Below are 25,613 nucleotides of genomic sequence, written 5' to 3'. Positions count from 1 at the left end.
GGTGAGTTTTTAGGAACGAGCAGTTGCTTTCTCGCGGGTAAGAAGTGAGACAAATGCCTGTTCAGAGTCGGTGCTTCGCTGGCGTTCGGGGTGAACGCTGATCAAACCATCGACTACGCTGACCTGGATTGGCCAACCATAGATTTCACTCAAATTTTCGCTGGTGTACACCTGCGCGACAGTTCCGTCGGCTGCGACTGTGCCGCGCGCTAGGCACACGATGTGGTCGCAGTAGCTGGCGGCAGCGTTCAAATCATGCAGCACCACGATCACCGCAACGTTGGCGGCCTTGGCGAGTGTGCGCACGAGGCCAAGCACGAGTTCTTGGTGTTTGATATCGAGTGCGGCGGTGGGTTCATCCAGCATCACCACGGGTGTTTGTTGCGCGAGCACCCGCGAGAGTGCGACGCGGGCGCGTTCGCCACCGGAGAGTGTGGCAATGTCGCGGCCTGCCAGATGTTGCGCGTCGGTGGCGGCTAGGGCTGCGTCAATGATTTCCTCGTCGAGCAATTCGAGCGGGGTGCCTTCCCAGCAGCGCCGTCCCATGGCAACGACGTCGCGCACTAAAAACTCAAAGGACACGCCGACATCTTGCAGCATCACTGCGCGGGCGCGCGCTAACTCCAACGCGCTTGACGACGCCGGATCTAGGCCCGCCACGCTCACCTGGCCGCTGCTGCGCTCAAGGTCGCCAGACACCACAGCCAGCATGGTGGACTTACCTGCACCATTGGGGCCAATCAGGCCTGTGACTTCACCAGGGCGGGCAGTAAAAGAAACATCATGCAAAAGCCTGCGTCCACCAATATCGACGCTGACGTTGTGTACTTCGATCAATGCATTCCCTTTCGCATCATGCGACGCAACAGAATAAAGAAGGTGGGGCCACCGACCAGCGCGGTGAAAATACCGATAGGCAGGTCCGCGAAGGGGATAACGGTGCGGGCGGCGACGTCGGCAAGCGCAATCAGCACGGCACCCGCCAACGCCGAGGCTGGCAGCAAAATCTTATTCTCCGGGCCCACAATCGAACGCAGCAGGTGCGGCACAATCAACCCCACAAAACCAATCAGACCAGCAAAAGACACAGCACCAGCCGTCAGCACCGTGGACGCGCCAATCGCAACAATGCGCAAACGCGCCACATTAATACCCGTATGGCCAGCCGCCCGCTCACCCAAAGCAAGCACATCCAACTTCTTACCCAATTGCAACGCCATGGTCACACCCACAGCCACAATCGGAAGCACAACCCACACATGCTTCCACTGGGAACCATTGAGCGAACCCATCTGCCAGAAAATCACCTGCTCCCGGTTCGCGGTGGGGGCAAGGTAGACCATGAAAGAAATCAAGGCGCCACATACCGCATTAATCGCAATACCGGTCAAAATCAGGTTGACCACACTCACCTTGCCCTGACTACGCGCAAGCTGATAAATGATCACCGTGACCAGCACCGCCGACAAAAACGCGGCAAGCGGAACAGTAAACGTACCCACAATGCTCACGTTAAACACAATCACCAGCGCCGCACCGACACCAGCGCCGGAGGTCACACCGATAATCGACGGCTCCGCAAGGGGGTTGGCAAACACCGCCTGCATCAAGGTGCCCGCCACGCCCAAAGCAGCACCAACCAGCAAACCTAACACGATGCGGGGAAGGCGGATCTCCCAAATCACATTGCCCGCCAAATTATCCCCACCAGGACCCGCCGCTAACAGCGGAACAAGATCGGGAAGTGGCACGTAAAACTGCCCCAACACAATGGACAAAATGGTAGACACTACCGCCAAAATTGCCAGCACCACGAAAGTGGCAATGCGACGCTTACGACGGCGGGCAAACACCTCAGCAGCACTAGGCTGTGACACATCTGCCTGCGATGGTGCGAGGCTGGGGTCGAGTTTTTGTTGCAGTTGTTGAGTCACTAAGGTCACTGAGCCTTCTGTTTAATTCGCGTTTTCCGGAGCGTACACAGCCTTCGCCAAGCGGATCAAGGTTTGTCCAGTCAACGGACCGAAGGCGAGCGACTGCCCATCCGGCAAGGTGACCACACGCTTCTTCTGCCCCGCTGTGGTTTGAGCAATGCCTGGTCGCTGCAGCAAACCCTCAATACCACCGGTAGATTCCAAACCACCGCTCATCATGATGATCACTTCAGGATTAATCTTGGCCAGCGCCTCAGCATTCGCAGGTTCGGCGTAAGAAAGCTTGTATTCGGTACCCAAATCCACACCACCGATACCTTCGATCAGATCCTTCGCACCCGTGCCCTCACCCATGATGAAGAACACCCCGCCAGTACCACGAGCGTACAAGAACGCCATGCGCATTGGCTTTTCAGGAACTAGTGCCTGTAATGCTTCGCGGTCCTTTTCAATCTCCTCCATGGAGCGCTGAGCCAGTTTCTCAGCTTCCTCATTCAAGCCCACGACTGCGCCGAGGTTCTTGATGTCATCGGAAATGGATTCGATAGTACGGGTGGGTTCCATCACCACTGTGGTCACACCAGCTGCACGAATCTGATCAATAGCATCCCGTGGACCAATGGAGTGATCAACAATCACCAATGTGGGTTCCAGTGACAACACCGCTTCGACGTTAATGTTGTGACCACCCTGGGTGACCACCGGCAACGACTCTAAAGACTTCTCCGTTGAAGAAACGGTACGGCCAACAATATTCGATCCCAGCCCCAAACCAGTCAGGGTTTTGGTGTAGGTGCCATAAAGGTCGAGCGCCAAGATGCGGGAGGTGTCATTGACGGTTACATCGTAGCCGTCGGCGTCGGTAAGCTCCACAGGCAGGCTTGGTTTCGCGTTGGTAGTGACTGGCTCCACTTCATCAAACTCAGTCACCTGAGTGACCCCTTCAAAGCTGCGTGGATCGGAAAGATCAGTAGCAGCAGGAATGGAGTCGCGTAGTTTCTCTCCCGAGGATTCGTAGGCGCCTTGAACTCCACAGCCCACTAAGCTGACCGCGCATACTGTAGCCACGACGGCGGCTCGAAGTTTGGTAGAAAAAGTCTTCATGGTCTCCCTTAGTTCCGGTTTGCTGACAGAGGATTGGTGTTCACTTATCGGTGCGGCGTTTCACGCGCCTAGGCACCGTACTTCTTAGGCTGGGTTATTCACCACGAGGCGCCCCATACTTCCACCTGCAACCACGAAAGCAGCAAGCGCCAAAAGCACATACATTCCAGGGCTCAGCTCCGTACCGCCAACACCATTTGCCGAGGCTGAGGCGTTTTTAATCTTGAACTTATTGGCGCCGCTTTCGTATCCTTCGGTGCTGGTGGAATCCTCATCGAAGCTCACGTCGCCACCTGCCTCGCCGGAATTCTTCAGCTCGGCAGCCTTAGCCCCAGCACCACTGCCACCCGCAGCATTTGTTGCCGCGGCACTACCCTGGCCGGATGCACAGTTAGCAGATGCACCAAGACCTGCTTGGAAACTGATGGGATCAAGCTGGGTGCCTGGCTCATAGAACTCCGCAAAAGCCTTCGAACCAGCATCAGTTAAGGAAACACTAGCCGTGCCGGATGCGGAATTGTCACTAATATTCAAGGAGCTGAACTGCAAATTACCCAAAGCCACGCGACCAAAGTTGGTGACCTTACCGGATGTATCGGAAGAGACAACTTCAGCGATCAGTGCACCAGAATTGCCATTGAACTGGATCTCCATGTTGGTGATCTGAAGATTCAGCACACCATTGTGCCCCGTAAACTTCATGCCACCACCGAAAGCAATCGTGCCGCTCTTCTTTGCGGTATCCACCGCGCCGGAGTTGCCGGTGAAGTGGAATTCACCGTTGCTATGCTGCACGTTCGATAGTGTCCACTTACCCTTAGCAATGGAGCCGGTGATGTAGGACTGGAAGGATTTCTTCACACCCCATGCAGCCTTTGCTTGCTGCACACCCTTCGCACCTTCTGCAGAGCACACGTCACTGCTTGCAGCAGAGGCTGCTTGGGCACTGCCTGCACTTAGGCCGCCGCTGGCACCCGAAGTGGTAGACACGCCACCTGTGGCACCTGAGCCACCAGTACCGGAGCCACTGGTTTGGCCGGAGGTTCCACCTGTGCCACCTGTGCCACCGGTAGTGCCGGAAGCAGAAGCTTGGGTGCTTGTTCCTGCCGCACCGCCTGTAGATTGGGTGTTTTTGTCTTTGCTGCCGGAGAAGGACTCGACTGTCTTCTTAAACTCCAAGGCGTTGCACATCAAGGTGTTAATCCCACCGAGTGTGTCATTAATTTCAGCAAGGGTACCCATGGCTTCTTTATTGGCACCGCTGAATTCGCCGGAGACTTTGCCGAACGCATTTTTACACACGTCGCCCGAACCGCCAGAAGTGCCGGAACCACCCGAACCGGCCGAACCACCAGAGCCACCACAGCTACCATCAAGTTTGACGCTGCCGGAGGTAGGATCTAGGGCTTCACCCACATTGTAGCTGATAAACAGCTGCTTTCCACCTTGGGTCAAGGTGGTGTTGCCGCTGAGATCGACGGTGCCAGAATCAGTATTGGGCGCATTATTCAGCGCAATGGTGGCAATGGTCACATCGTCCCCGTTAATTGGATTACCACGCTTGGTCTTATCCACCATATCCGATTCGTAGGACTGATAATCCACAACAATATCAGCGCTGGAGCCCTTGACCACCACTTTGATATCGCTGATCTTCATGTCCAGCAAATCAAGGCCAGTGTAGTTATGACCCTTGAAATGCAAGGTGCCTTGCATCGGGATGGTCGCCTCGGTAGCACTGGTGATAGTAGCTTTGCCAGGAGTAAACACAAAAGCACCATCGGCGCCAGTGGCACTTCCCGTAAAACCGATTCCGGAGGAGGAATCCCAGTTGCCTTTAGCAACGTTTCCCTTGATGTAGTTTCGGTAGGTTTGCTTAACCCCCCAGTTAAAGGCGCAGTTGGACTGTGCGTGCGCAGCGGGAGCGAAGGCCACAGGCGCTCCTAGTAGCGGCAGGCCTACGATCGCGGGCACGGACAATAAACTCAGCACCTTTTTTCGTGCGCTGTGTGACTTTGCGGCTGAAACCATCGGCCTTGTTTCTCCGTCTCTCCGTGTACTTTCAGTAACTATGTCGGGGGTTTAACGTTGTGTGCTGTGTGAATAAGCGACACACTGCTTCACACGCGCAGTTCCCTTTGTGGTTTGCCCACCGCAGGGGGTGAGGGGTGCGCCGGAAGGGTTGTGTGCCCTCATTCGGTTAGGTTAAGCTTCGCACACTTATACAACCATGTATAGGCTACACTTAGTTGCGTCGGTTTACCTATTTTGAGGAAAGCTTTATCCAACCTTTATGAATTCGCTTAATATGACCGCTTTTTCCAACCTTTACCCTGATGTTGACCCATCAAAGGGTTTACCCCTTACGAGGGCAGAGAGGTTTTCCTTTTGCCTTGCTGCTGCAATTTTGGGTTTTGGTTTTGTGGTGGGAAACCTGATCGTCGCCGGCGTAGGCTTAGCATTGCTGCTATACGCAACGATCGTCCCTGGGCAAAAAACGGCACGCCGGATCCGTAAAGAAGCACGGGATCGCTTCCCACAGCAACAGTGGGTGGAGAACACGAAAGCGAACCCACAAAAATTAGTGCTTTTAATTGCACTTTTTTGGGGCAGCATTATTGCGATTAACGTGGCTACGTTCTGGTATTCCCCCGACGATATTCGCACCTACACCGGCGCTGGTGCCGCTGTTCTCACCTTTGTGCTGGCATGGCTCATGCCCGGCATGAACCCCATGTGGTCAAGCGACGAAAAGGCAAAACAGAACAAGAAGGCGCAGCGCAAGCTGAAGAAAAAGCAGCCCCAACCCGCCCCACTGTCCGATGACACCGCCTCAATGAAGCCGGTCGAAGGTTAACGATCAGGCCAGAAACTATCTGTCACATTCCGAGCCATCTCCATCATCAATGGGGATGCCCAGCCTTTTCGCCTCCTCGACATCAATATACATAGTCCAGCCGAAGTCGGCTTCCTCATCGCTAATCTCGAAATCTTCCTCTTCATCATCATCCTCACACCACACTGGTGTCACAGATGGGGCTGATTCCTGCGCTTGCGTTTTCACACCAAAAATCCATGCCGCCACACACAACAGAAGCACAATCGGCACAACGATGAAAACCACAGTCAGACGAGAAAAAGCACGCATGCTTTCATCCTAGTGCACCCCCTGAGCCCAACACTAGCGTTTGGGACCTTTTTCTTTCACTCACCCGGAGAATAGAAATACTCCCACACCACCACAGTTTTTCTCCAACCCACTGTCGCGCCACAATGGACTAGACAGAGCGGTACAGGTAGCATGAGCTGAGTTTCATTGTCACCAATTCAAGGGAGAAACACCGTGGCTTCCATCATCACCACCGGCGAACTCACACACGTAGCCATTGGCGATTTCCACACCGAAGCAGGCGCTACACTCCCCAACGTCACCATCGCCTACCAAGCCTGGGGCAACTACACCGGCGACAACCTCATCCTCGTCGAACACGCCTTAACCGGCGACTCCAACGTGGCCGAATGGTGGGCCGACATGCTCGGGCCCGGCAAAGCACTCGACACCAACACCTATTGCATCGTATGCACCAACGCACTCGGCGGCTGCAAAGGCTCCACCGGCCCCAGCAGCCCAGACCCCACCGGCACACCCTGGGGGTCACGCTTCCCCGCACTGTCGGTGCGGGATCTTGTCGACGTCGAAAAGCAATTCTTGTCCACCTTAGGGATCACTAAAGTTCACGCAGTACTCGGCGGATCGATGGGCGGCGCGCGCGCCCTCGAATGGTCACTCATGCACCCCACCATGCTGCGCGGCGCACTCGTCATGGCAGTATCCGCACGGGCAAGCGCCTGGCAAATCGGCATACAAACCGCCCAAATCGACGCAATCGAACAAGACCCCAACTGGCACGGCGGCGACTACTACGCCACCGAAGCCCCACTCCGCGGACTCGCCGCAGCACGACGCATCGCCCACCTCACCTACCGGGGTGAGCTCGAAATCGACGAACGCTTCGGCACCGACCCACAGCAGGGCGAAAACCCACTCGGCACCCACCGCAGCAGCACCCAACGCTTCGCCGTGCAAAGCTACCTGGAACACCAGGGACTCAAACTCACCAAGCGTTTCGACGCCGGCAGCTACGTCACCCTCACCGAAGCACTCAACCGCCACGACATCGGGCGCGGGCGCGGCGGGTTAAACAAAGCACTGGGCGCATCCACCGTACCCACCATGATCGCCGGCGTAGACACCGACATCCTCTACCCCTACCACCAGCAAGAACACCTCTCCCGCAACCTCGGCAACCTGATCGCCATGGCCAAAATCTCCTCCCCCGTTGGCCACGACGCCTTCCTCACCGAGTCACGGCAAGTCGACCGCATCATCCGACGCTTCCTGCTGCTGGTCAACCAAGAAATCGAAGACGACCGCCTCTTCCTGCACCACAAAGAAAACTAGGGGGATTGTTCTTCCCCGCTCAGACTTAAGACTCCCCCCTCCCCAACTCCCGCGCCTGGGGTTACTCGACCAATCCACCTACGAGCCTCGGGATCTGTAGCCCTAGGTGCGCAAAAGTCGAGTTCTAACGGGACTTCGCATCCCGTGTGGTGCAGCCTGTGTGTGGCTACTCGACCAATTCGCGCATGGATCCATGAATCCACGCCCTTAGGAGCATAAAAGTCGAGTTACTCCAATCCATATCGGGTACAACACCCTCCCAGGATTAAATCCGCCTAGGGTTTCTCGACTAATTCGCGCTGGGACCTATGAATCCACAACCTTGGGAGCACAAAAGTCGAGTCACCTTCATCCGTATCGGGCACAACACACTCCCAGGATCAAACCCGCCTGAGGTTTCTCGACCAATCCACACCAAGCTCAAGATTTTCAGGACCCAAGTGCGAAACAGTCGAGTAAACACCTTTAGCCAATACAAGCAACCACCCCATGTAAAGCCCACGCTTGGGGTTTCTCGACCAATTCGCGCGTGTACCCATGAATCCACAACCTTGGGAACACAAAAGTCGAGTAACCCCAATCCGTATCGGGCACAACACACTCCCAGGATCAAACCCGCCAGGGGTTTCTCGACCAATCCACACCAAGCTCAAGGATTTCAGGACCCAGAAGCAAAACAGTCGAGTAACCCCCTGGGCGAAAGCCTGTATTGACAAGCTTCAGTGAAACCAGGAAGTGAAGTTATCCACAGGCAAAAGGACATTTTTTCACTCTCGACATGCGAACCTGCTGAAGGTGTGTTCTGATAAAAATATGACCACCAATTCCTACAACATCACCTGTGGGCTAAATAACCCCCTCCCATTCCATGCATTGATCAACCTGCGGAAAACCACACACGACACCACAAGCAGCATCACCAAACTAGCCTCAACCCAAGCAATTAATTCTGCGGTTTTTCACCGTCTAGTACCCAGCAGACGCAATCTGATGCGCTGCTACGCCGTAGCGTCAACATCACGTTCGGCAGTCTTAACCGGCAGGGCAGCCGCCTGCGTGTTAGGCATCCCCTTTATCTCAAACACCACTGATTTTGTCACCGTGCAGCTTACTCTTCCCGGCACCATGAAACCCCCAGCAAAAAACCAACGCAGCCCCTACGCCACCTACACATCCAGACTGCTACCGGAAAAAGACATCATGGAAGAAAACGGCATCCGCGTCACCACTATTCCACGCACATTCGTAGACCTAGTAGCTAAAGAAGAAGACGAAGACACCGCCATGACATTTATCGAAGCAGCGTTTTACCATCGGAGGATTTCTAAAATCCAAGCATATGCAGAGATTAAATCCATGCCCAGCATCACAGGCAAACCCCGCGCCTTAGAGCTATTAGCAACTGCACAAGAAGGCAGCGAAAGCCTGTATGAAACCAAAGCACGCCGCCTGATTGAAAGCGTATTCGACCGCATCCCTGAACTAACCAGCATCGAAATCCAAGTACCAGTCCAAAGCTACCGGATTGACATCGTAGTCAATGGATTCATCGGGATAGAAATCGACGGCAGAGCTAAAACCCGCAACAACTACCACGCGCTTGAAAACGAACGCTACCGAGAAAAAATCATCCAAAACCACGGCTACATCATCATCCGCTACCACCCAGAAGAAGTAGACCCCAGCCTAAGTAGAAACGACATCCCCAACCTCGACCCCCTCAACCACCCCATCATCTACCACCTGCGCAAAATACTACAAAACCACCACAAACGCACAGCTTAAATGATGTTTTAGCTGCCCAAGGAGTCCACGGAGGAGGAAAGGAAAATCATCAGGGAACCGCCCAGGGCGGTATAGAGCGCATCAAAAGTGCGCGAGCGCACCGCTAACACGCCCAAAATCTTTGAGTCGCAAGTCAAGCGCAGTACCGACAGCCAGAGCAACGCTACCCCTAGGGTAAATGTGGCTCGACGCCAATGTTCCGTGAACGAAAAAATACCCGAGGCAAGCACACCCAACACAAACACCACCACTGCGGCAATCTGCAGCGGGCGCGGAATGCGCGACGGTAGCAGATTCACATCATGAGGATTATCCAGCGGGGAGGCTGGGGGCGTAGGCACTGCGGGCATTTTTCTGATCACGCTTTCTGCGAATTAGGCTTGTTGCTCCGCGCGCTCAACAACGTTTCGCACCAAGAAAGCACGGGTCAAAGGACCCACACCACCTGGGTTAGGGGAAACAAAACCAGCGACATCCCATACGTCGGGGTGCACGTCGCCTAAAAGCTTTCCGTTTACGCGCGACACACCCACATCTAAAACAGCCGCACCTGGGGCAACCATGTCAGCGGTCAGCATGTGGCCAACGCCTGCTGCCGCCACAATGATGTCCGCTTGAAGGGTTTCCGCCTTCAAATCCTTCGTACCTGTGTGGCACAAGGTAACAGTGGCGTTTTCTGAGCGGCGAGTCAGCATCAAACCGATCGGACGGCCAACAGTGACACCGCGACCAATCACAACCACCTTCTTACCGGCAGTCTCTACACCGAAACGCTTGAGCAAATGAATCGCACCGTTAGGGGTACATGGCAGTGGTGCTGGCTCATTGAGCACCAACTTGCCCAAGTTCACTGGGTGTAAACCATCGGCATCTTTGGCTGGGTCGATACGCTCTAGCACCGCATTCTCATCCAAATGCTTCGGCAACGGCAACTGCACAATATAACCAGTGCACTCAGGATCAGCATTGAGCTCATCAATCACCTGATGCAATTGCTCCTGAGTAATATCCGCAGGCAGATCCCGACGAATGGAACGCACGCCAATCTGCTCGCAGTCACGGTGCTTCATCTTCACATAAGAATGCGAAGCCGGATCATCCCCCACCAGCACCGTTGCCAGCCCTGGAACAATTCCCTTCTCACGCAGCGCAGCCACACGAGAAGCAAGATCAGAAAAAATTTCATCGCGGTAAAGATTGCCGTCAAGCTTGGTTGCAGTCATGGAAAGTAATTATTCCACGACCGATGCCAAAGAACACACCCCGATTAGTCATCTTCGGAGTTAAAGTGGCAGCTTTCGCACTCAACCATGGCGCGGAAGGCGACGTCGGCAAGCTCAGTACCAGCACCGGAATACAAGTTCACGCTTGCGTCGACACCAAAATCACTCAGCTGCTGAGTCTTGAAATTGTATTTCGCAATCGCCGCAGTCACCATCGTTGAACCCTGCGCACGCAAAATATTCAACGCACCCAAATTCGCATCATGATCAGGCATCGCCAGCACCAACAACCGCGGCTCATGCTGACTAGCGCGCATCCGCGCCCACAACTCCGGATCAGTCGCATCGCCCTGGAAAACAATATAGCCGCGGGCGCGCATATCACGCACCCGATCCTCATCATGCTCAATGCCGGCAACAGTCAACCCATATTTCTCAGTCAGCTGCTTATACGCACCCGCGCCGACTCGACCCATACCCAAAATAATCGCATCCACACCACCAATCTCCAGCGGACGCTCACCCGCAGCCAAACGCGACGGATCACGCGCCGGCAACATCTCCACCAAACGCTCAAAAAACAGATCCATCTTCAACGATGCAATCGCACTAAGCACAAAAGAACCCGCAACAGCCAGCGCCATCACCTGCACCCACGAAGAATCCAGCATGCCTCGCGACGCCGCCAACGTAGCCACAATCAAACCAAACTCCGAATAATTCGCCAACGCACCCGCCGTCAACACCGACGTACGCCGCGACATCCCCACCTTATACAACACACCAACAAACATCAGCGCCTTCAAAGGCAACAACGCCAGCAAAATACCTGCCGCAATAAAACCACCAAGATCAGGAACACCGCCCAAACCAATCTCAATGAAAAAACCCACCAGCAGCAGCTCACGCACACTAGTCAGACCCTTAAACAAACGCCCCGCAATGGGATGACCAGCCAAAACCAAACCCATCACCAGCGCACCGAAAGTGCCCGACAAACCAGCCAGCTCAAACAACGCATACGCACCAATTGCGATAGTAACGCCAGCTAACACCAGCAATTCCATGCGGTACACACGATCCGGCAATTGACGCACCACAGGGCGAATCAGCGGCAACAGCAGCAACAAGTAAGCCCACGGCTGAGGTGTTTTACCACTCGCCAGCACGAGAAACACCACCGCGAAGATATCTTGCAACACCAAAACACCCACCGCGATCTGACCCACACGCGAGCGGATACGCCCAGAATCTTCCAAAAGTGCCATCACAAACACCGTGGAAGAAAACGAACTAGCCAAACCGATCAGCAAAAACGCCGCAATGCCAGTGCCTGCAAAAAGCGCAAAGGGCAGAAAGGAAAGCCCCGCCAAAATCACGGCATACACCACAATATTGAGCGCGGCATGCCCCACCGCCGTGCCCACGATGCGCACTTTCGTCAGCGTGGATATATCGAGGTGCAAACCAATGGTGAACAGCAAAATTGCCACACCAACTTCACCCAACTCCCCCACACCAGGAATATGCTCAAAACCCATGGCGCTGAGCACAAAGCCCGCGCCGAGGAAACCCACAAGTGGTGGGAGTCTCACGGCCGAGGCACCAAGCCCACCAATAATGGCAACGATTGCGGGTAATAAAAACTCCTCTGGCATAATCCCCAATCCTAGTTACTATGATTACTTTTTATGCCATTCGTCCACGTCGTCTTCGACCAACCCTGTATCCCCCCGAACACCGGCAACGCTATCCGCATGTGCGCAGGTACCGGCGCTCACCTCCACTTGGCGGGCCCGCTGGGGTTCAATATGGAGGAAAAGAATCTGCGCCGCGCGGGGCTCGATTACCATGACCTTGCCGATGTGAGTGTTCACGAAAATCTTGAAGCGCTTTTCGACGCCCTCCCCAACGCCCGCGTTTTTGCTTTCACTACTCAGGGCGAACTGTCCTATGACGAGGTGGAGTACCAACCCGGCGATATTCTGCTTTTCGGAACTGAACCCACGGGGCTCAGTGAACACACACTTGCCCACCCCCGCATCACCGCCAGGGTGCGCATCCCCATGCTTGCGGGCCGACGGTCCATGAATTTGTCTAATGCGGCTGCGGTGGCCACCTATGAGGCGTGGCGCCAGCTAGGTTTCATCGGGATTTAAGCCCAGTTGGCTTAGTTTTCATACATCAAGGTGAACCTGCCACTGGTACTCGCCTGTGCTGTGTGTCCACGTGTTACCACTTCGGTCATGTCCGATCGCCTAAGTAAAACGCATGAGCTCTTAAGTCCTGTCCTGTTTTCCTGCGTACTGATGGTTTCAGTGCCAGCTCAGCTTTTCCCTAGGGATGGTTACTCGTAGCGGTTTCTCGACCTTTCTTTCCCGCACTGCGTGTAATCACCACAGCGTGGGGAAAGAGTCGAGTAAGCGCGCATCTGCCGAAACTGTATCTACACCTAGTGTTGTGCCGTGTGGGAGGTTTCTCGACCAATCAGTGCGCACTGCCCTGTTTCTTCCCCCTTTGAAAAGGAAAGGTCGAGTTCGCTCGTGCACACGAGGAAACACCTTCGCGGGGTCCCTCATTGTGGAAGCTTTCTCGACCAAAACGCGCTTGTGTTGTAGATACAAAGACTTAAAAGGGGAAAGAGTCGAGTTACCCCAATGTGTGCAAGCAGTGCACCTGTGACACACCCGCCACAAACAACCCCGCAGCGCCTAGTTGAGAATCCGAAAGGAAATAAAAACAGTGAACTGATCTGAATCCTAGATTTACCCAATGTGGTTACACCGTAGGCTTTTGTAGCGCGGGTCTTTTAAAGATTGACTGTCCTCTCATCCCTTGTGGAAGATCCACTACTGGTCATAGCCGCGTTCTTGGGCGCGGTATAGCTGCACGTAGTGTGGGCAGACTCCAGGGCGCATGAGTTGTTCATGTGTTCCGCTGCCCACGAGTTTCGAGCGGTGGAGTACCAAGATCTGATCGGCGGTGCGCGCGGTACCAAGATTATGGGTGATCACAATGCGGATGCTGTTTTCTGGCACGGGACTTGCCTCAATGGTCTGAGCTATGAGCGTTGCTCCTTCAGGGTCGAGTGCCGCATTGGCTTCATCGAATACTTGGATGGTGGCGTGTTCACGCAGTAATGCTCGGGCAATGCCGATTCTTTTCCATTGCCCACCTGAAGGTGCCAGACACGATGCATCGGTGTGCTCGCGCTGCGGGACTAAGAAAGTATCCATGAGCGCACCCTTGTGGGCAGGCAGTGTGTACTGCACTTTCCCCAGTGCTTCTTCTATTTGGTTTTCAGTGCACACAACGGTTTTTCCGGATACGGCACCTATCCCCACATTATGAAAAACCGTGGCTGTTAGACGTGCTGGTTCTTGGGGAACAAAGGCATACGAACTTTTTGGTGGAATGCTCACTGTTCCACTCGTGGGGGTGCGCAGCCCAAGAAGGAGGGCGCCGAAGGTGGATTTTCCAGAACCGTTTTCCCCCACCACCGCAACAGTGCTGCCTAGCGGGATGTCGCAGGTGAGATCATCTAATGCCCAGGGTTGATCTAGGGAGTATCGGTAGCGCAGGTTTTTCACGCTTATTCCCGCCTGTGCGGGGATTGGTTTGGGCAATTGGCTTAAAGGTTCAGCAAGAAGTGCGCACAATCGAGCTACTGCTCGGTCGGATTTCATCAGCATTTTTAGGGTGTGGTGCACGAGTGCACCTGTGGCAGCAAGGCGTACCAACACAAAAATTGCCGAAGATACCATCGCCGCAGCATCTGGGCTTTGTGCTTCACGCAGTAGAAGATATAACGCCACTCCGAGCCCTCCTGCCTGAATGACAGCTCCGACCAGTTCTTGGGCGCAGGCGCGTGAAGTTGCTAAGCGTTGTCGTTCAAGCCACCTGTAGGTCGTGCGCGCAACGATACTGCGGTAGTACTCCCCTGCTCTACTTAAGCGAAGTTCATCTCCTCCATGACTGTGCGTGAGCGGCTCCAGTAGGCGGTCAAGCTCAACGCCGTGTGGGGCGGATTTTTCGAGGGCATCTTCACTTTTTCGTTGCCCGTTTAGGCCGAGGTAGAGCTGTGGAAGAGCAGCAAGGGGCACAATGAGCAAGCTGAGGTGTATCAGCGTTGCTGCTACCAGCAGGCTGATCACATTGGTGAGGTTCACTACGCCAATAAGCCAGGTATTCACACTTCGGCCGACCGATCCTTGCTGCTGGTGGATCATGCTCAGAAACTCGACTCGCGCTGTGGTGTTTAGCTCATCGATCGTTCCCACCGTTCCTAACTCACGGATAACGGTGTTGTTGATGGTACTGGTGACAGCATCCACGAGGCGCAGCCGCGCGGTGGTTCCTGCCGCCTGCAGTAATAGGGTCATGCCGGTGACCGCTGCGAGAATCAGCGCGAGCATCACAGCGCGGCTGGTGGCGGCGTCGACAAGCGCAGCAACAATGCTATAAATTAGCCATGCTTGGGCAAACACAACTAACCCACTAGCCACCTCAACAAGGCTGCCTATCAGCGCAACTGGGTGTGCCTGCCAGGCGAGATGCACTAAGAAAAGCACTCGCGCTCGCATGCTGCTACGTGCCATGGATGCTGCGTTTTTGTTGCTGAAAAGTTGCGGCATAGTCACCTGCTTTCGCCATCAATTGATCATGCGAACCCATTTCACTGATCCTTCCCTGCGACAGAACTAGGACACGATCAGCGTGGGCAAGTATCCCTAATCGGTGCGTGGACAGCACGATTGTCAGTTGCGGATAGCGCTGGCGCAGCTCATCGAGTGTTGCGGCAACACGCTGCTCGGCGTCCACATCTAACGCTGCAAAAGGCTCATCAAGAAGCAATAGTCTGCGCCCTGTTTCCACGGCTGCGTGCGCCCTAGCGAGCGCGAGGCGTTGCCACTGCCCGCCCGATAATCCCGCGCGGGGATCGCAGTCTGAGTCAAGGCCGTAGCGTGGAAGAATTGTGCTTAAGTTCATCTCGTGGTGTAGTGAGCTTTCTGCGAGCGCAAGTGGGAAGCGCGGCGGGTCTTGGAGTACCATCGCCGCAGCATGGCGCACTGTTAATGTCCCGGATGCTGGCGGGATAAGCCCTGCAAGTGTGCGCAGCAGGGTTGTTTTTCCGGCACCGTTGTGCCCAACCACGCCGATAAATTCGCCCTCCCGAAACTCCACGTTTATATCGCGCACAATTGTTTTCTCGCCGATGCGCACACTCAGGTTTTTCGCCATCACTGCTAGGTCTGATGCACCGGACGTTTCTAGGTCTTTTTCCTCGCCGACTACAGTCATTTGCTGAGTGTCGCGATTGTGCATGCGCACAATATTTTTCAGTGTTTTTTGCGCCTTGTGCACTGCAACGCCGGCATCGCCTGTTGGCCCTGCCCCGGCGAGTGCAAGAAAAGCGGGAATCACGGTGACTACAAGTCCCACGCTTCGTGTACCCGCTGCGATATCCGCTGTAAGTTGCAGGCACACATAGCTCAGCGCCACCACCACAAGTGCTGTGCTCAGCCCGAGCATCACGAGCTGCTTTCCCCGCGCACGGGTTGCTTTGCGTATGCGGCTGCGCATGTGTTGACCATAAAGTTGTGCGAGAAAACCGTAGGCACCGAAGTGGAGGAATTCCCCGTTGCGGTTTGTGGTCACAGCATGAAAGATGCTTGTCGACGCCCGATCATCGAGGTCGTGCTCAGCAATGTCGGCGACCATCCAGCGTTGAAAGATATTGCCATTGAGTATAAAAGCAGCGCTCACGCTGATGGCTGCGAAGATATTCCAGTGCGCCACCGTTATAAATCCCACGAGTGCGGCCACGCGCATACCAACGATCATGACCGCAAGATCGGTGCTTTCGCGAAACCACCATTGGCGGAGATCAGAATCGAGCGCTAAGGCGCGCGCTTGCCCATCGGTATGCAGTGAAGCGCTGACAATAGATTCTTTACCCAAAGCGAGAAGATCGTAGTTGAGTTGTCGTGCCACGAGGGTGGTGATCGGAAGCAGGAAGGTGGGGATTGTCACCACGGATACTGCAAGGATGATACGAGTGACATTCGGCCCAGAATGGGTACTGAAACCCTCAATCACGAATCCTAGCAGCGGGAAAATCAACACTCCTGCCGCCGCTTGGACACAGGCGCATACTCCCAAGAATATGGTTTTTAATGGGTATAGTCGTGCTGCATTAAACCACCACAATGAGGTGATCGCACGCCTCTTGCACAAAAAACGCATCAGTTGAACCATAAAAACTAATGTATCGTTTTCTCGTGCGCACAATGGTCATAAGTCTTTTCTTTCAGGGGGGTATGCACCACGACTTTCCCTGTGGCGTGCTGTGTGCCTGTGTGATCAAGTTCCTCTGTTTTTTCGTCTGATCAGCGACTACATTTAAATATGTTAGGTATGCCTAAAGTTGGGAGTGGTGTTATGAATAAGCGTGCGCGCGATATTGATCATCTTCAAGGGCACTGGTTGCTTGCAAAGTTGGGCAAGAAGGTTTTGCGCCCTGGTGGTGTGGCGTTGTCCCAATGGATGCTTAATCAGCTCAATCTTAAAAATAAGGATGTTGTTGAGCTTGCCCCGGGTTTAGGTGTGACGGCGAAGAGCATTCTTCTTCATGGGCCACGGACGTATACCGGCATTGATGAGGATGAGAATGCGGTTGCTCAGCTGCGTCAACAGTTAGGGGGTGCGCGGATTGTGTGCGGTTCTGCGGCTGCAACTGGGCTTGACGACGCCGTGTGCGATGTTGTTGTCGGTGAAGCGATGCTGTCAATGCAGTCAGAAACAATTAAGAACAGTATTGTTTCTGAGGCCGCTCGTATTTTACGCCCTGGTGGCCACTACGGGATTCATGAGCTGGCACTTGTCCCGAATGATGTGGATGACAAGGTTGCTGAGGAGCTGAAAAAGAACCTTGCCCGCAGCATTAGAGTGAATGCGCGCCCACTGACTGAGATGGAGTGGGCAGCGCTTTTAGAGCAGCATGGTTTTGTCCTCGAGTCCATTAAAGTGGCTCCGATGGGCTTGTTGCACCCGCGGCAATTGATCGCGGATGAGAAACTGCGCGTGTTTAAAATTGTGTTCAACTTAATTCGCTGGCCTAATGCCCGCAAGCGGGTCGTGAATATGCGCCGAGTGTTTCGGGACAACAGTAAGAACTTAAGCGCCATTGGGATTGTTGCGCGCAAGCTTTAGCGTTGCAATTCGGCAAGCAGTGTGTGGGCGTCGTCAAGCGCTAAGTCGCGTCCGGTCATCGTCACCGGGCCGTGCACGAGGTGCATCTGCACTGTAGCCACGCCCACAAGTCGTTGAATCGGTCCGATGCGCATTCCAATTTCTTGGATGTGGCGGCGGTGCGCCACCGCCACACGACGCCCCACCCTGCCACGATATTCCACCCCGAAATGCTCAGACAGTTCACATGCCTGTTTTCGCCAGTCAAGAGGGGAAACCCAGCGTGCCTGGCGCGGGCTGCGGTAGCGCATATTTTCGGGGATGTTCAGCGGATCAACCTCAACCCCCATGAGAAGATCCACCAGCATCATTGCTGTTTTCCGATCCCCCACGGGCAGCACCGTCATGCCTTGGGTACCTTCACCGTAACCGGCCACGCTCACCCGCACCCGCCACCAATTAAACGGACGCCACAATGCGGGGCGACGCACAATCACCGCATGGGTGCGATCCATATCCAGCACCTTGCGCTGCAAATTCGCCAAACCATACGAGACCGTCACGGTATTGCCCACCCGGCGCGCGGTGAATTGGTAGGAGCCGTCGATGGTGCGCCAGATCGGTGGGACGGTGGCGAAGAAAAGGGGGATCAGGGCGGCAACGGAAATGTCGGCGGCAACCGTGGCGGCGGTGGTCACGATGGTAAACAGCGCGGGGATGCTTAAGAAAGAGGAAAGCAGGGTGCGGTGCACAGGGATTGGGGGTACAAGTAGTGTGCCTTGTTCTTCTTTGCCTAAGAGTTGTTCTTTGAGCCGGTAGGCGACGCTGCGGCGCAGGTAGCAGATTTCGACGCGGGAGTTGTGCCCGCCGGCGGTTTCGATGCGCACGGAGGCAAGCCCGAACAGCCTGGCGTGGAAGGGTTGGTACACATCGATTGCTTGGGTGCGATCGAGGCGTGCGCTTCTGACTTTTTTATCAAAAAGACCCCAGCGGTAGGTGACTTCGGTGTCGGTGACGCTGTAGCTGATTGCCCGCCACCACAAAAGGGAGGCGAAAACGAAGACGAAGAGGATACAGGTGATGATTCCGGCGGCTTGGAGTGTTTCACCCCGGTCTGAGGAAACTAGGCGGCGGATGAGCTCAACCGTGTAGTCGCTGAAGGTGGTGGTGGCAAATACTGCGAGGGCAAAAAGCACACTCCATGTTTTCAGCGCGGGGGTGAGTGGGTGAACGCGGTGGTAGGGTGTGTCGCTCACAGGTCGATCATCTTCTTCTTCGCCCGTTCCGATACTCGTTCCCGCAGCTGATCTGCTTCTTCGGCGAGTAGTCCGCGCACTTTTGCATCTGAGGTGACTGAGGCGGTGTTGAGCTTTAAAGTTTTCAACCCATAGATGCGCTCCAAGGGGCCTTGGCTTAGATCTACATATTGCACCCTGCCGTAGGGCACCACGGTGAAGGTGTGCCACAGTTTACCTTTGGTGATCAGTAGGTCTTCTTCAGTTTCTAACCAGCCGAGGTTGTGTACTTGTTTGGGAATCAGCCATGCCTGCCAGATGAGGAAGAGCCCTATTATGCAGGAAAGGGAGATGCCCCACCAGCCGGCTTTGCCAAAAATGGTCCAGAGTATGGCAGCAATCATCGGGATAATGAGCCAGGGCAGGCGGCTAATGTAGCGGATGATAATGAGGTCTTTCGACACTGGGTTGAGCGTAATATTCATACTGTTTTCTACCTTATCCCAGCTAGTGAAAATCCCGCGAGCGTCTGCTTAAGACTTCGCCGACGCGTAATTCCACCAGCTTATCGGCGTTTATCGAGGCAACCTGGTTAGCGTTGCTCACAATCCCGCGCACCATGAGGGCTTTGGCAGTGCGTGCTATTTTCTTCTGTTTTTCCCACAATCCGGCACTGACCACGATGTTCATCAGCCCTGTTTCGTCTTCCATGCCGAGGAAGGTGACTGTACCTGCGGTGGCGGGGCGTTGGCGGTGGGTGACTATTCCGGCTACCCAGATCCGGTGTGCGTCTTCGACTTCGAGGAGTTTGTTTGCTGGGATTACCCCCTGTGTATCGAGGTAGCTGCGCAAAAGCACCATGGGGTGTTTGTCGTGGCTGACGCCGGTGGCGGCGATGTCGGCCACGAGTAGTTCGAAAGCATTCATGCCGGGCAGGCTGGGGGCATGAAATGAGGAGAGTCCTTCCAGCATGCCGTCGTGTTCTGTTGCGGCAACCCCGGCTTGCCATAATGCTTGTCGACGATCCACCCCCAGGCAGTCCAACGCCCCCGCCTTCGCCAGTGCTTCTACATGATTAACCTGTAGGTGTGCCCGGCGCGCGAGCTCAGCCACAGTGTTATAGGGTGCATGGGCAACAATATCGTCGGTGTGGGAAAGGCCTTTGACTAAGTCGAGGCCGAGTCGGATTGCGCCGTTTTCGATGCTGGCGTGGCTGCGGGAGTGATTCACGCAGACGGGGAGGATGCGGACGTTGTGGCGGCGGGCGTCGGCAAGCAAGGATTGTGGGGAATAAAAGCCCATGGGTTGAGCTTTGAGTAGCCCGACGCAAAACTCGGCGGGATAGTAGCACTTGAACCAGGCGGAGAAAAACACCAGTGCTGCGAAGGATTGCGCATGTGATTCTGGGAAGCCGTAGGCTGCGAATGCCACCACCTTATTCCACAGCACATCCGCTACTTCCCCGGTGATTCCGCTGGTGGATTCCAAACCCTGATAGAAACGCTGTTTGAGTGCTGCCATGCGTTGCGGGGATCGCTTCGACCCCATCGCGCGGCGCAACTGGTCGGCCTCCCCGCCACTGAGGCCTGCCGCATCGACGGCGATCTGCATCAATTGTTCTTGAAACAGTGGGATACCGAGTGTTTTCGCCAAGGATTTTTCCAGCACAGGGTGTTCAAAACTCACTGGTTCTTCACCGTTACGGCGCCGCAAATAGGGGTGCACGCTGCCACCTTGGATCGGGCCGGGGCGAATCAGGGCAACCTCGACCACGAGGTCGAAAAAGCAGCGGGGTTTTAACCTGGGCAAGGTTGCTAATTGGGCACGCGACTCTACTTGAAACACACCAACGGCATCCCCTACGCACAGCATGTCGTACACCTTGGGGTCGGCCATGTCGAGCTCCCATAGTTGCACTGTAATTCCGTGTGATTGCGCAACAAGGTCGATCATGTGGTGGAGCGCTTCGAGCATGCCTAAACCCAGCAGGTCGAATTTGACCAGCCCTGCCCATGCGCAGCCTTCTTTATCCCACTGCACAATGCTTCGATCTTTCATGCGCGCCCATTCCACGGGCACAACATCGGCAATGGGGCGATCACAAATCACCATCCCACCAGAATGGATACCTAAGTGGCGTGGCTGTCCGCGAAGTTGTTGAGCAAGCGCTGCCACATCCGATGGAGCTTCGGTGACCTGTTTCGACCACCCATCGCTCGCCCCTGGCGGGTAGCCTAACGCCCGTGCGGCATCACGCAACGCACCTTTATAACGGTAGGTAATGACGTTTGCTACTTGGGCGGCATTCTCACGCCCGTAGCGGGAATACACATACTGGATAACCTCTTCACGCCTGCCAGACTCACAATCAATATCGATATCCGGCGGGCCCTCCCGATCAGCAGAAAGGAAACGCTCAAACAACAATCCCGCAGCAATCGGCTCCACATTCGTAATGCCCAGCGCAAAACACACCGCCGAATTCGCCGCCGACCCGCGCCCCTGACACAAAATATTATGGGCACGCGCGAAATCCACGAGATCTGTGACAATCAAAAAATAACCGGGAAAACCCAACTCGTCGATCACCGCCAGCTCGTGAGAAATCTGGGCTTTCGCCTGTTTTATAATCCCCGCTTCACGCCCGCCGTAGCGCTGCTCAAACCTTTCCCACACCAACTGCGCCAACCAGCTGCTCTCATCATGTCCTTCGGGCACTTCCCAGCGCGGCAGGTTCGGGCGCACCACACTCAGTGCAAACGCGCATTCGCGAGCAATCGCCACAGCCGCATCCATTAAATACTCGCGCTGCGGGCCGAGCACTTCAGCAATCACCTCGCCCCGGCGCAACCAGGTTGCCCCCATGGGGTGCAGATCACCCGCGCTTGCCATCACATCCATGCGCCGAGCCAGCGCCTGTTTTGCCTGCGCAACAGGGGCATCCTCAAAGCTGGCAGCACAGGCCCTGCTCGTAGCAACCGCACCAATGCTCAAGCGCGTGACGACGCCGTCGAGACGCTCCCACGCATCAACATCGTCGGGGCACATCCCCACCACATACTCCGCCAACACATCCTTCGCGCCAAACGCATCAACCAGCTGCTCCATCTGCTCAAGCCACTCCACCCCAGCCAACACATAACAGTGCCCGTCTAGCTCGCGTGCGATCTGCGAAAGTGCAGGGTAGCGCACCTGATCTTTCGATCCGCTCATGTGCGCGTGTGTCATCAGCCGCGATGCGCGACGGTACCCTTCAGGGCTTTTACACAGCAAAGTTAAGACAGCATAGTCTAGGCTAAGCTCCGCCCCGAAAACAGTAGCCACCCCACTATCTTCCGCCGCCTCAGCAAAAGCGATAGCACCGTAGAAACCGTCCCTATCCTGCAAAGAAAGCGCACATATACCCGCCTTTATGGCAGCATCGACCATCTGCTGCGGTTCGGAGGCGCCCCGCAAAAAATTATAACTACCCGCCGCATGCAACTCCACCCACGGGCGAGATGAATAAAATCGAACAGATTTCTTTTCTTTCACCTCAGTATAATGCTCAATTGGGTGCAGTTCCGGCTCCTGCTTGCCCGACAAAATGCGCTCCAACCTTGACCACGAGAGCGCTTTTCCGCGAAAACCTGCATTCCATTCCACACCCCACATACTAGCACATAATACAAACATATGTTTGAGTAATTTTCGCCCCGAGAATAGACTAAGCTGTACATTTGTTTTGTCCTGCGCTAGTGTTCCCTCTAGGTTTTTTCATTCGTATTCGACAAAGAGAGTTGTTTTTTCATGAAGATCTCGTTTACACGTACCGTTGCTGCTGCCGCAGCCACGATCGTTGCCGCAACCGGCCTGGTTGCTTGCTCCTCCGATTCCAAGGATGCAGCCCCTGCATCTGATAACACCACTATCCGCATCGGCACCACCGACTCCACCATGAAGTCCTGGGCTGTGCTGAAGGATCTGGCGAAGGAAAACGGGATCACTCTGGATATCACGAACTTCTCCGATTACTCCACTCCTAACTTGGCGCTGTCCCAGGATCAGATTGATGTGAACCTGTTCCAGCACTTGAAGTTCTTGGCTGAGTACAATGTTGGCAATAACGACAACTTGGTCCCAGTTGGTGCTACTGAGATCGTTCCTTTGGCACTGTTCTGGAAGGATCATTCCTCCCTTGATGGTATTGATGGCGAGTCTGTTGCTGTTCCGAATGATCCTTCCAACTTGGGTCGCGCTATCAACGTGTTGGTTCAGGCAAAGCTGGTCACCTTGAAGCCTGAAGCTGAGGGTCTTGTGACTCCTTCTGAGGCTGATATTGATAAGGACAAGTCCAAGGTGACCATCACTCCTGTGGATGCGGCTCAGACCACTGCTGCTTACGGTGAGGGCAAGCCTGCTATCATCAACAATTCCTTCCTTGATCGCGCTGGCATTGATCCAAAGTTGGCTGTATTTAAGGATGATCCTGCTTCCCCTGAGGCTGAGCCTTATATCAACGCTTTCGTGGTCAAGGCTGAGGATAAGGATGATCCTCAGGTGAAGAAGTTGGCGGAGCTGTGGCACTCCCCTGAGGTTTTGGCTGCTGTGGCTGAAGATTCGAAGGGTACCTCTGTTGCTGTGAAGCGCACCCCTGAGCAGCTCAAGGAGATCCTCGATCGCCTTGAGGAGCAAGCGAAGTAATTTTTTCCCTCCTTTGCCTCCCCCAAAATGTGTGTTGTGCACAGTTTGGGGGTCTTGGAGTTTTCGCAGATTTTTTTATTTCCCTCTAGTGAAGAAGTTGAATACTTAAAGTGAACGGAACACGAATTGAGTTCGAAAACCTGTCAAAGGTTTTTCGTTCCCCGAAGAAAGGCGCCGGTGAGGTTGTTGCTCTTGACGGGGTGACTTTGACGGTTGAGCCTGGCGAAATCCTTGGCGTGATCGGCTATTCTGGCGCGGGCAAGTCTACGTTGGTGCGCATGATCAACGGCCTCGATACCCCCACCTCTGGTCATTTGCGTCTGGATGGCACTGATATTGTGGGGTTGCCTGAGCGCGAGTTGCGTGGGTTGCGTCGTAATATTGGGATGATTTTCCAGCAGTTCAATTTGATGCGTTCACGCACTGCGGCGGGCAATGTTGAGTACCCGTTGAAGTTGGCGAAAATGCCGAAAGAGCAGCGCCAAGCCCGGGTTGCTGAGTTGTTGGAGTTCGTGGGTTTGTCGGATCGTGGCGATAATTACCCGGAGCAGCTTTCGGGCGGGCAGAAGCAGCGTGTGGGCATTGCCCGCGCTCTTGCGACTGACCCGGCGCTTTTGCTTGCCGACGAGGCCACTTCTGCGTTGGACCCAGAAACCACCCATGAGGTGTTGAACCTTTTGCGTAAGGTGAATGACGAGTTGGGTTTGACCATTGTGGTGATTACTCACGAGATGGATGTGGTGCGCGCTATTGCCGATAAGGTTGCGGTGATGGAGGCGGGTCGTGTGGTGGAGTATGGCTCTACTTTTGAGGTGTTCTCTAATCCGCAGACTGATGTGGCGAAGCGTTTTGTGGCTACGAGTTTGCGTAATACTCCGGATTCGATTGAGGCTGAGGATTTGCTTGCCCACGAGGGCCGGTTGTTTACGATTAATTTGACGGAGAATTCTGGGTTCTTTGCTGCGGCTGCCGAGGCGCGTGCCCGGGGGGCGCGGATCGGTATTGTCCATGGTGGTGTGACCACGTTGCAGAAGCAGTCGTTTGGCAAGGTGACTGTGCGTATGTCTGGCCCTGATGACGCAGTTTCTGGTTTTTATGAGGCTTTGAAGGCTACCACTGAGATTGAGGAGATTCTCCGATGAATACCTATACTTTGGCGGCGGCTGACTGGTCGCGTCTTGGCGATACTTTCACTGAGGCTATCGTTGATACTTTGGTGATGGTGTCGCTCACCATGGTCATTGGTGGTTTCTGTGGTCTTGCGCTGGGCATTTTGCTTTACACCACCCGCGATGGTGGCATTTTGAAGAACAAGGCGTTGTTCAGGTTCATTAACGTGTTGGTGAATTTTGTTCGCCCGATTCCGTTCATCATTTTGCTTTCTGCTTTTGGCCCGCTGACTGTGATGGTCATTGGTACGCAGATTGGTCGGGATGCCGCGATTTTCGGCATGTCGATTGCAGCAACCTTCGGCGTGGCTCGTATTGTGGAGCAGAATTTGGTCAGTATTGATCCTGGTGTGGTTGAGGCTGCCCGTGCGATGGGTGCAAGCCCGTGGAAGATTATTACGACGGTGATTATTCCTGAGGCGTTGGGCCCACTGATTTTGGGTTACACCTTTATCTTTATTGCGATTGTGGATATGTCGGCGATGGCTGGCTATATCGGCGGTGGTGGCTTGGGTGACTTCGCTATTGTGTACGGTTACCGCGCCTATAATTTCGAGGTCATGTACTTTGCGGTGTTTGTGATCATTGTGATTGTTCAGATTGCTCAGCTGTTGGGCAACTGGCTTTCCCGCAAGGTCATGCGCCGATAAATTTTCACACACTAAAAATAGGGGTGCCTTCTCTGGCGCCCCTTTTTTGGTGTTGAAAAAGCTTGGCTTCCTCGCACCTTCCCACTCGAGGTATCTCGACCTTTACACCTCCCCCACCCCCTGATCCATACCCACAAGAAAAATAAGTCGAGTAAGCCACAAACCCCACCCCCAAAA

21 protein-coding genes are annotated in these 25,613 nt (G+C 54.6%); 8 read left to right on the top strand and 13 right to left on the bottom strand.

The features are described 5' to 3' along the window. Positions 1–9: 9 nt before the first annotated feature. The 4 genes from CFELI_RS02500 to CFELI_RS02485 all read right to left on the bottom strand — a co-directional run bounded on the left by CFELI_RS02500 (position 10) and on the right by CFELI_RS02485 (position 5,069). Entirely contained in the window at positions 10–837 is an 828-nt protein-coding gene (locus CFELI_RS02500; RefSeq protein ID WP_277104969.1) for a heme ABC transporter ATP-binding protein, read from the bottom strand. Continuing rightward, positions 834–1,877 carry a FecCD family ABC transporter permease gene (locus CFELI_RS02495; protein ID WP_277104976.1) on the bottom strand — a complete coding sequence of 348 codons (1,044 nt, stop codon included), beginning with the start codon at positions 1,875–1,877 and terminating at the stop codon, positions 834–836. Before CFELI_RS02495 ends, CFELI_RS02500 begins: the two co-directional genes overlap by 4 nt. A gap of 78 nt (positions 1,878–1,955) precedes the next feature. Further along, positions 1,956–3,038, bottom strand: a complete 1,083-nt coding sequence (locus CFELI_RS02490; RefSeq protein ID WP_277104970.1) for a heme/hemin ABC transporter substrate-binding protein — start codon at positions 3,036–3,038, stop codon at positions 1,956–1,958. Positions 3,039–3,122: 84 nt separating this feature from the next. Continuing rightward, the gene (locus tag CFELI_RS02485; protein WP_374724716.1) at positions 3,123–5,069 is read right to left on the bottom strand and encodes an HtaA domain-containing protein; all 1,947 of its coding nucleotides are present in this window, start codon (positions 5,067–5,069) and stop codon (positions 3,123–3,125) included. 262 nt (positions 5,070–5,331) lie between these two features. On the opposite strand from CFELI_RS02485, the gene CFELI_RS02480 reads away from it, so the two are divergent. After that, positions 5,332–5,895: a hemin receptor gene (locus tag CFELI_RS02480; RefSeq protein ID WP_290259334.1), complete on the top strand. Its 564-nt coding sequence runs from the start codon at positions 5,332–5,334 to the stop codon at positions 5,893–5,895. Between the two features lie 15 nt (positions 5,896–5,910). Here the strand turns inward: CFELI_RS02480 and CFELI_RS02475 are convergent, their stop codons facing one another. Further along, on the bottom strand, positions 5,911–6,186 hold the full coding sequence (locus tag CFELI_RS02475; RefSeq protein WP_277104973.1) for a hypothetical protein: 276 nt from the start codon (positions 6,184–6,186) through the stop codon (positions 5,911–5,913). 195 nt (positions 6,187–6,381) lie between these two features. On the opposite strand from CFELI_RS02475, the gene metX reads away from it, so the two are divergent. Together metX and CFELI_RS02465 are read left to right on the top strand one after the other, a co-directional pair. After that, positions 6,382–7,500, top strand: coding sequence for a homoserine O-acetyltransferase MetX (metX, locus tag CFELI_RS02470; RefSeq protein WP_374724715.1), 1,119 nt, complete (start codon positions 6,382–6,384; stop codon positions 7,498–7,500). 813 nt (positions 7,501–8,313) lie between these two features. Further along, complete coding sequence (locus CFELI_RS02465) at positions 8,314–9,285, top strand: putative endonuclease domain-containing protein (RefSeq protein WP_290259331.1); 972 nt, start codon at positions 8,314–8,316, stop codon at positions 9,283–9,285. 8 nt (positions 9,286–9,293) lie between these two features. On the opposite strand, the gene CFELI_RS02460 is transcribed toward CFELI_RS02465, so the two are convergent. From CFELI_RS02460 to CFELI_RS02450, 3 genes are read right to left on the bottom strand one after another with little or no spacing between them, the layout of a single operon-like run. Beyond that, a complete protein-coding gene (locus tag CFELI_RS02460; RefSeq protein WP_290259328.1) occupies positions 9,294–9,635 on the bottom strand; it encodes a DUF3017 domain-containing protein in 342 nt (113 codons plus the stop codon). Between the two features lie 24 nt (positions 9,636–9,659). Beyond that, positions 9,660–10,508: a bifunctional methylenetetrahydrofolate dehydrogenase/methenyltetrahydrofolate cyclohydrolase gene (locus CFELI_RS02455; RefSeq protein ID WP_277104142.1), complete on the bottom strand. Its 849-nt coding sequence runs from the start codon at positions 10,506–10,508 to the stop codon at positions 9,660–9,662. Positions 10,509–10,552: 44 nt separating this feature from the next. Continuing rightward, entirely contained in the window at positions 10,553–12,166 is a 1,614-nt protein-coding gene (locus tag CFELI_RS02450; protein WP_277104143.1) for a cation:proton antiporter family protein, read from the bottom strand. Positions 12,167–12,199: 33 nt separating this feature from the next. On the opposite strand from CFELI_RS02450, the gene CFELI_RS02445 reads away from it, so the two are divergent. Next, positions 12,200–12,667, top strand: coding sequence for a tRNA (cytidine(34)-2'-O)-methyltransferase (locus CFELI_RS02445; protein ID WP_277104144.1), 468 nt, complete (start codon positions 12,200–12,202; stop codon positions 12,665–12,667). A gap of 690 nt (positions 12,668–13,357) precedes the next feature. Here the strand turns inward: CFELI_RS02445 and CFELI_RS02440 are convergent. Together CFELI_RS02440 and CFELI_RS02435 are read right to left on the bottom strand one after the other, a co-directional pair. Further along, positions 13,358–15,106, bottom strand: coding sequence for an ATP-binding cassette domain-containing protein (locus CFELI_RS02440; protein WP_290259324.1), 1,749 nt, complete (start codon positions 15,104–15,106; stop codon positions 13,358–13,360). After that, positions 15,096–16,634, bottom strand: coding sequence for an ATP-binding cassette domain-containing protein (locus CFELI_RS02435; protein ID WP_290259322.1), 1,539 nt, complete (start codon positions 16,632–16,634; stop codon positions 15,096–15,098). The genes CFELI_RS02440 and CFELI_RS02435 overlap by 11 nt, the downstream gene beginning before the upstream one ends. Positions 16,635–16,949: 315 nt before the next feature. Between CFELI_RS02435 and CFELI_RS02430 the strand changes: the two genes are divergently transcribed. After that, positions 16,950–17,720: a class I SAM-dependent methyltransferase gene (locus CFELI_RS02430; RefSeq protein ID WP_374724714.1), complete on the top strand. Its 771-nt coding sequence runs from the start codon at positions 16,950–16,952 to the stop codon at positions 17,718–17,720. Here CFELI_RS02430 and CFELI_RS02425 read toward each other — a convergent pair. The 3 genes from CFELI_RS02425 to CFELI_RS02415 are packed head-to-tail and all read right to left on the bottom strand — an operon-like array spanning position 17,717 to position 22,588. Next, entirely contained in the window at positions 17,717–18,955 is a 1,239-nt protein-coding gene (locus CFELI_RS02425) for a PH domain-containing protein (protein ID WP_277104148.1), read from the bottom strand. The two genes, CFELI_RS02430 and CFELI_RS02425, sit on opposite strands and share 4 nt — an antisense overlap. Further along, positions 18,952–19,419 (bottom strand): PH domain-containing protein, encoded by a 468-nt coding sequence (locus CFELI_RS02420; protein WP_277104149.1) that lies wholly within the window; start codon positions 19,417–19,419, stop codon positions 18,952–18,954. The genes CFELI_RS02425 and CFELI_RS02420 overlap by 4 nt, the downstream gene beginning before the upstream one ends. A gap of 22 nt (positions 19,420–19,441) precedes the next feature. After that, positions 19,442–22,588 carry an error-prone DNA polymerase gene (locus CFELI_RS02415; protein WP_277104150.1) on the bottom strand — a complete coding sequence of 1,049 codons (3,147 nt, stop codon included), beginning with the start codon at positions 22,586–22,588 and terminating at the stop codon, positions 19,442–19,444. 135 nt (positions 22,589–22,723) lie between these two features. Here CFELI_RS02415 and CFELI_RS02410 point away from each other — a divergent pair, with 135 nt between their 5' ends. The 3 genes from CFELI_RS02410 to CFELI_RS02400 all read left to right on the top strand — a co-directional run bounded on the left by CFELI_RS02410 (position 22,724) and on the right by CFELI_RS02400 (position 25,436). Next, on the top strand, positions 22,724–23,617 hold the full coding sequence (locus CFELI_RS02410; RefSeq protein ID WP_374724713.1) for a MetQ/NlpA family ABC transporter substrate-binding protein: 894 nt from the start codon (positions 22,724–22,726) through the stop codon (positions 23,615–23,617). Between the two features lie 110 nt (positions 23,618–23,727). Beyond that, positions 23,728–24,759, top strand: coding sequence for a methionine ABC transporter ATP-binding protein (locus CFELI_RS02405; protein ID WP_277104151.1), 1,032 nt, complete (start codon positions 23,728–23,730; stop codon positions 24,757–24,759). After that, positions 24,756–25,436, top strand: a complete 681-nt coding sequence (locus tag CFELI_RS02400) for a methionine ABC transporter permease (protein WP_277104152.1) — start codon at positions 24,756–24,758, stop codon at positions 25,434–25,436. Before CFELI_RS02405 ends, CFELI_RS02400 begins: the two co-directional genes overlap by 4 nt. The last annotated feature ends 177 nt before the right edge of the window (positions 25,437–25,613 follow it).

The sequence above is a fragment of the Corynebacterium felinum genome, assembly GCF_030408755.1.
GTDB classification, from domain to species: domain Bacteria; phylum Actinomycetota; class Actinomycetes; order Mycobacteriales; family Mycobacteriaceae; genus Corynebacterium; species Corynebacterium felinum.
The sequence above is the reverse complement of the archived record's forward strand: the minus strand, read 5'-3'. Positions and strand labels throughout refer to the sequence as shown.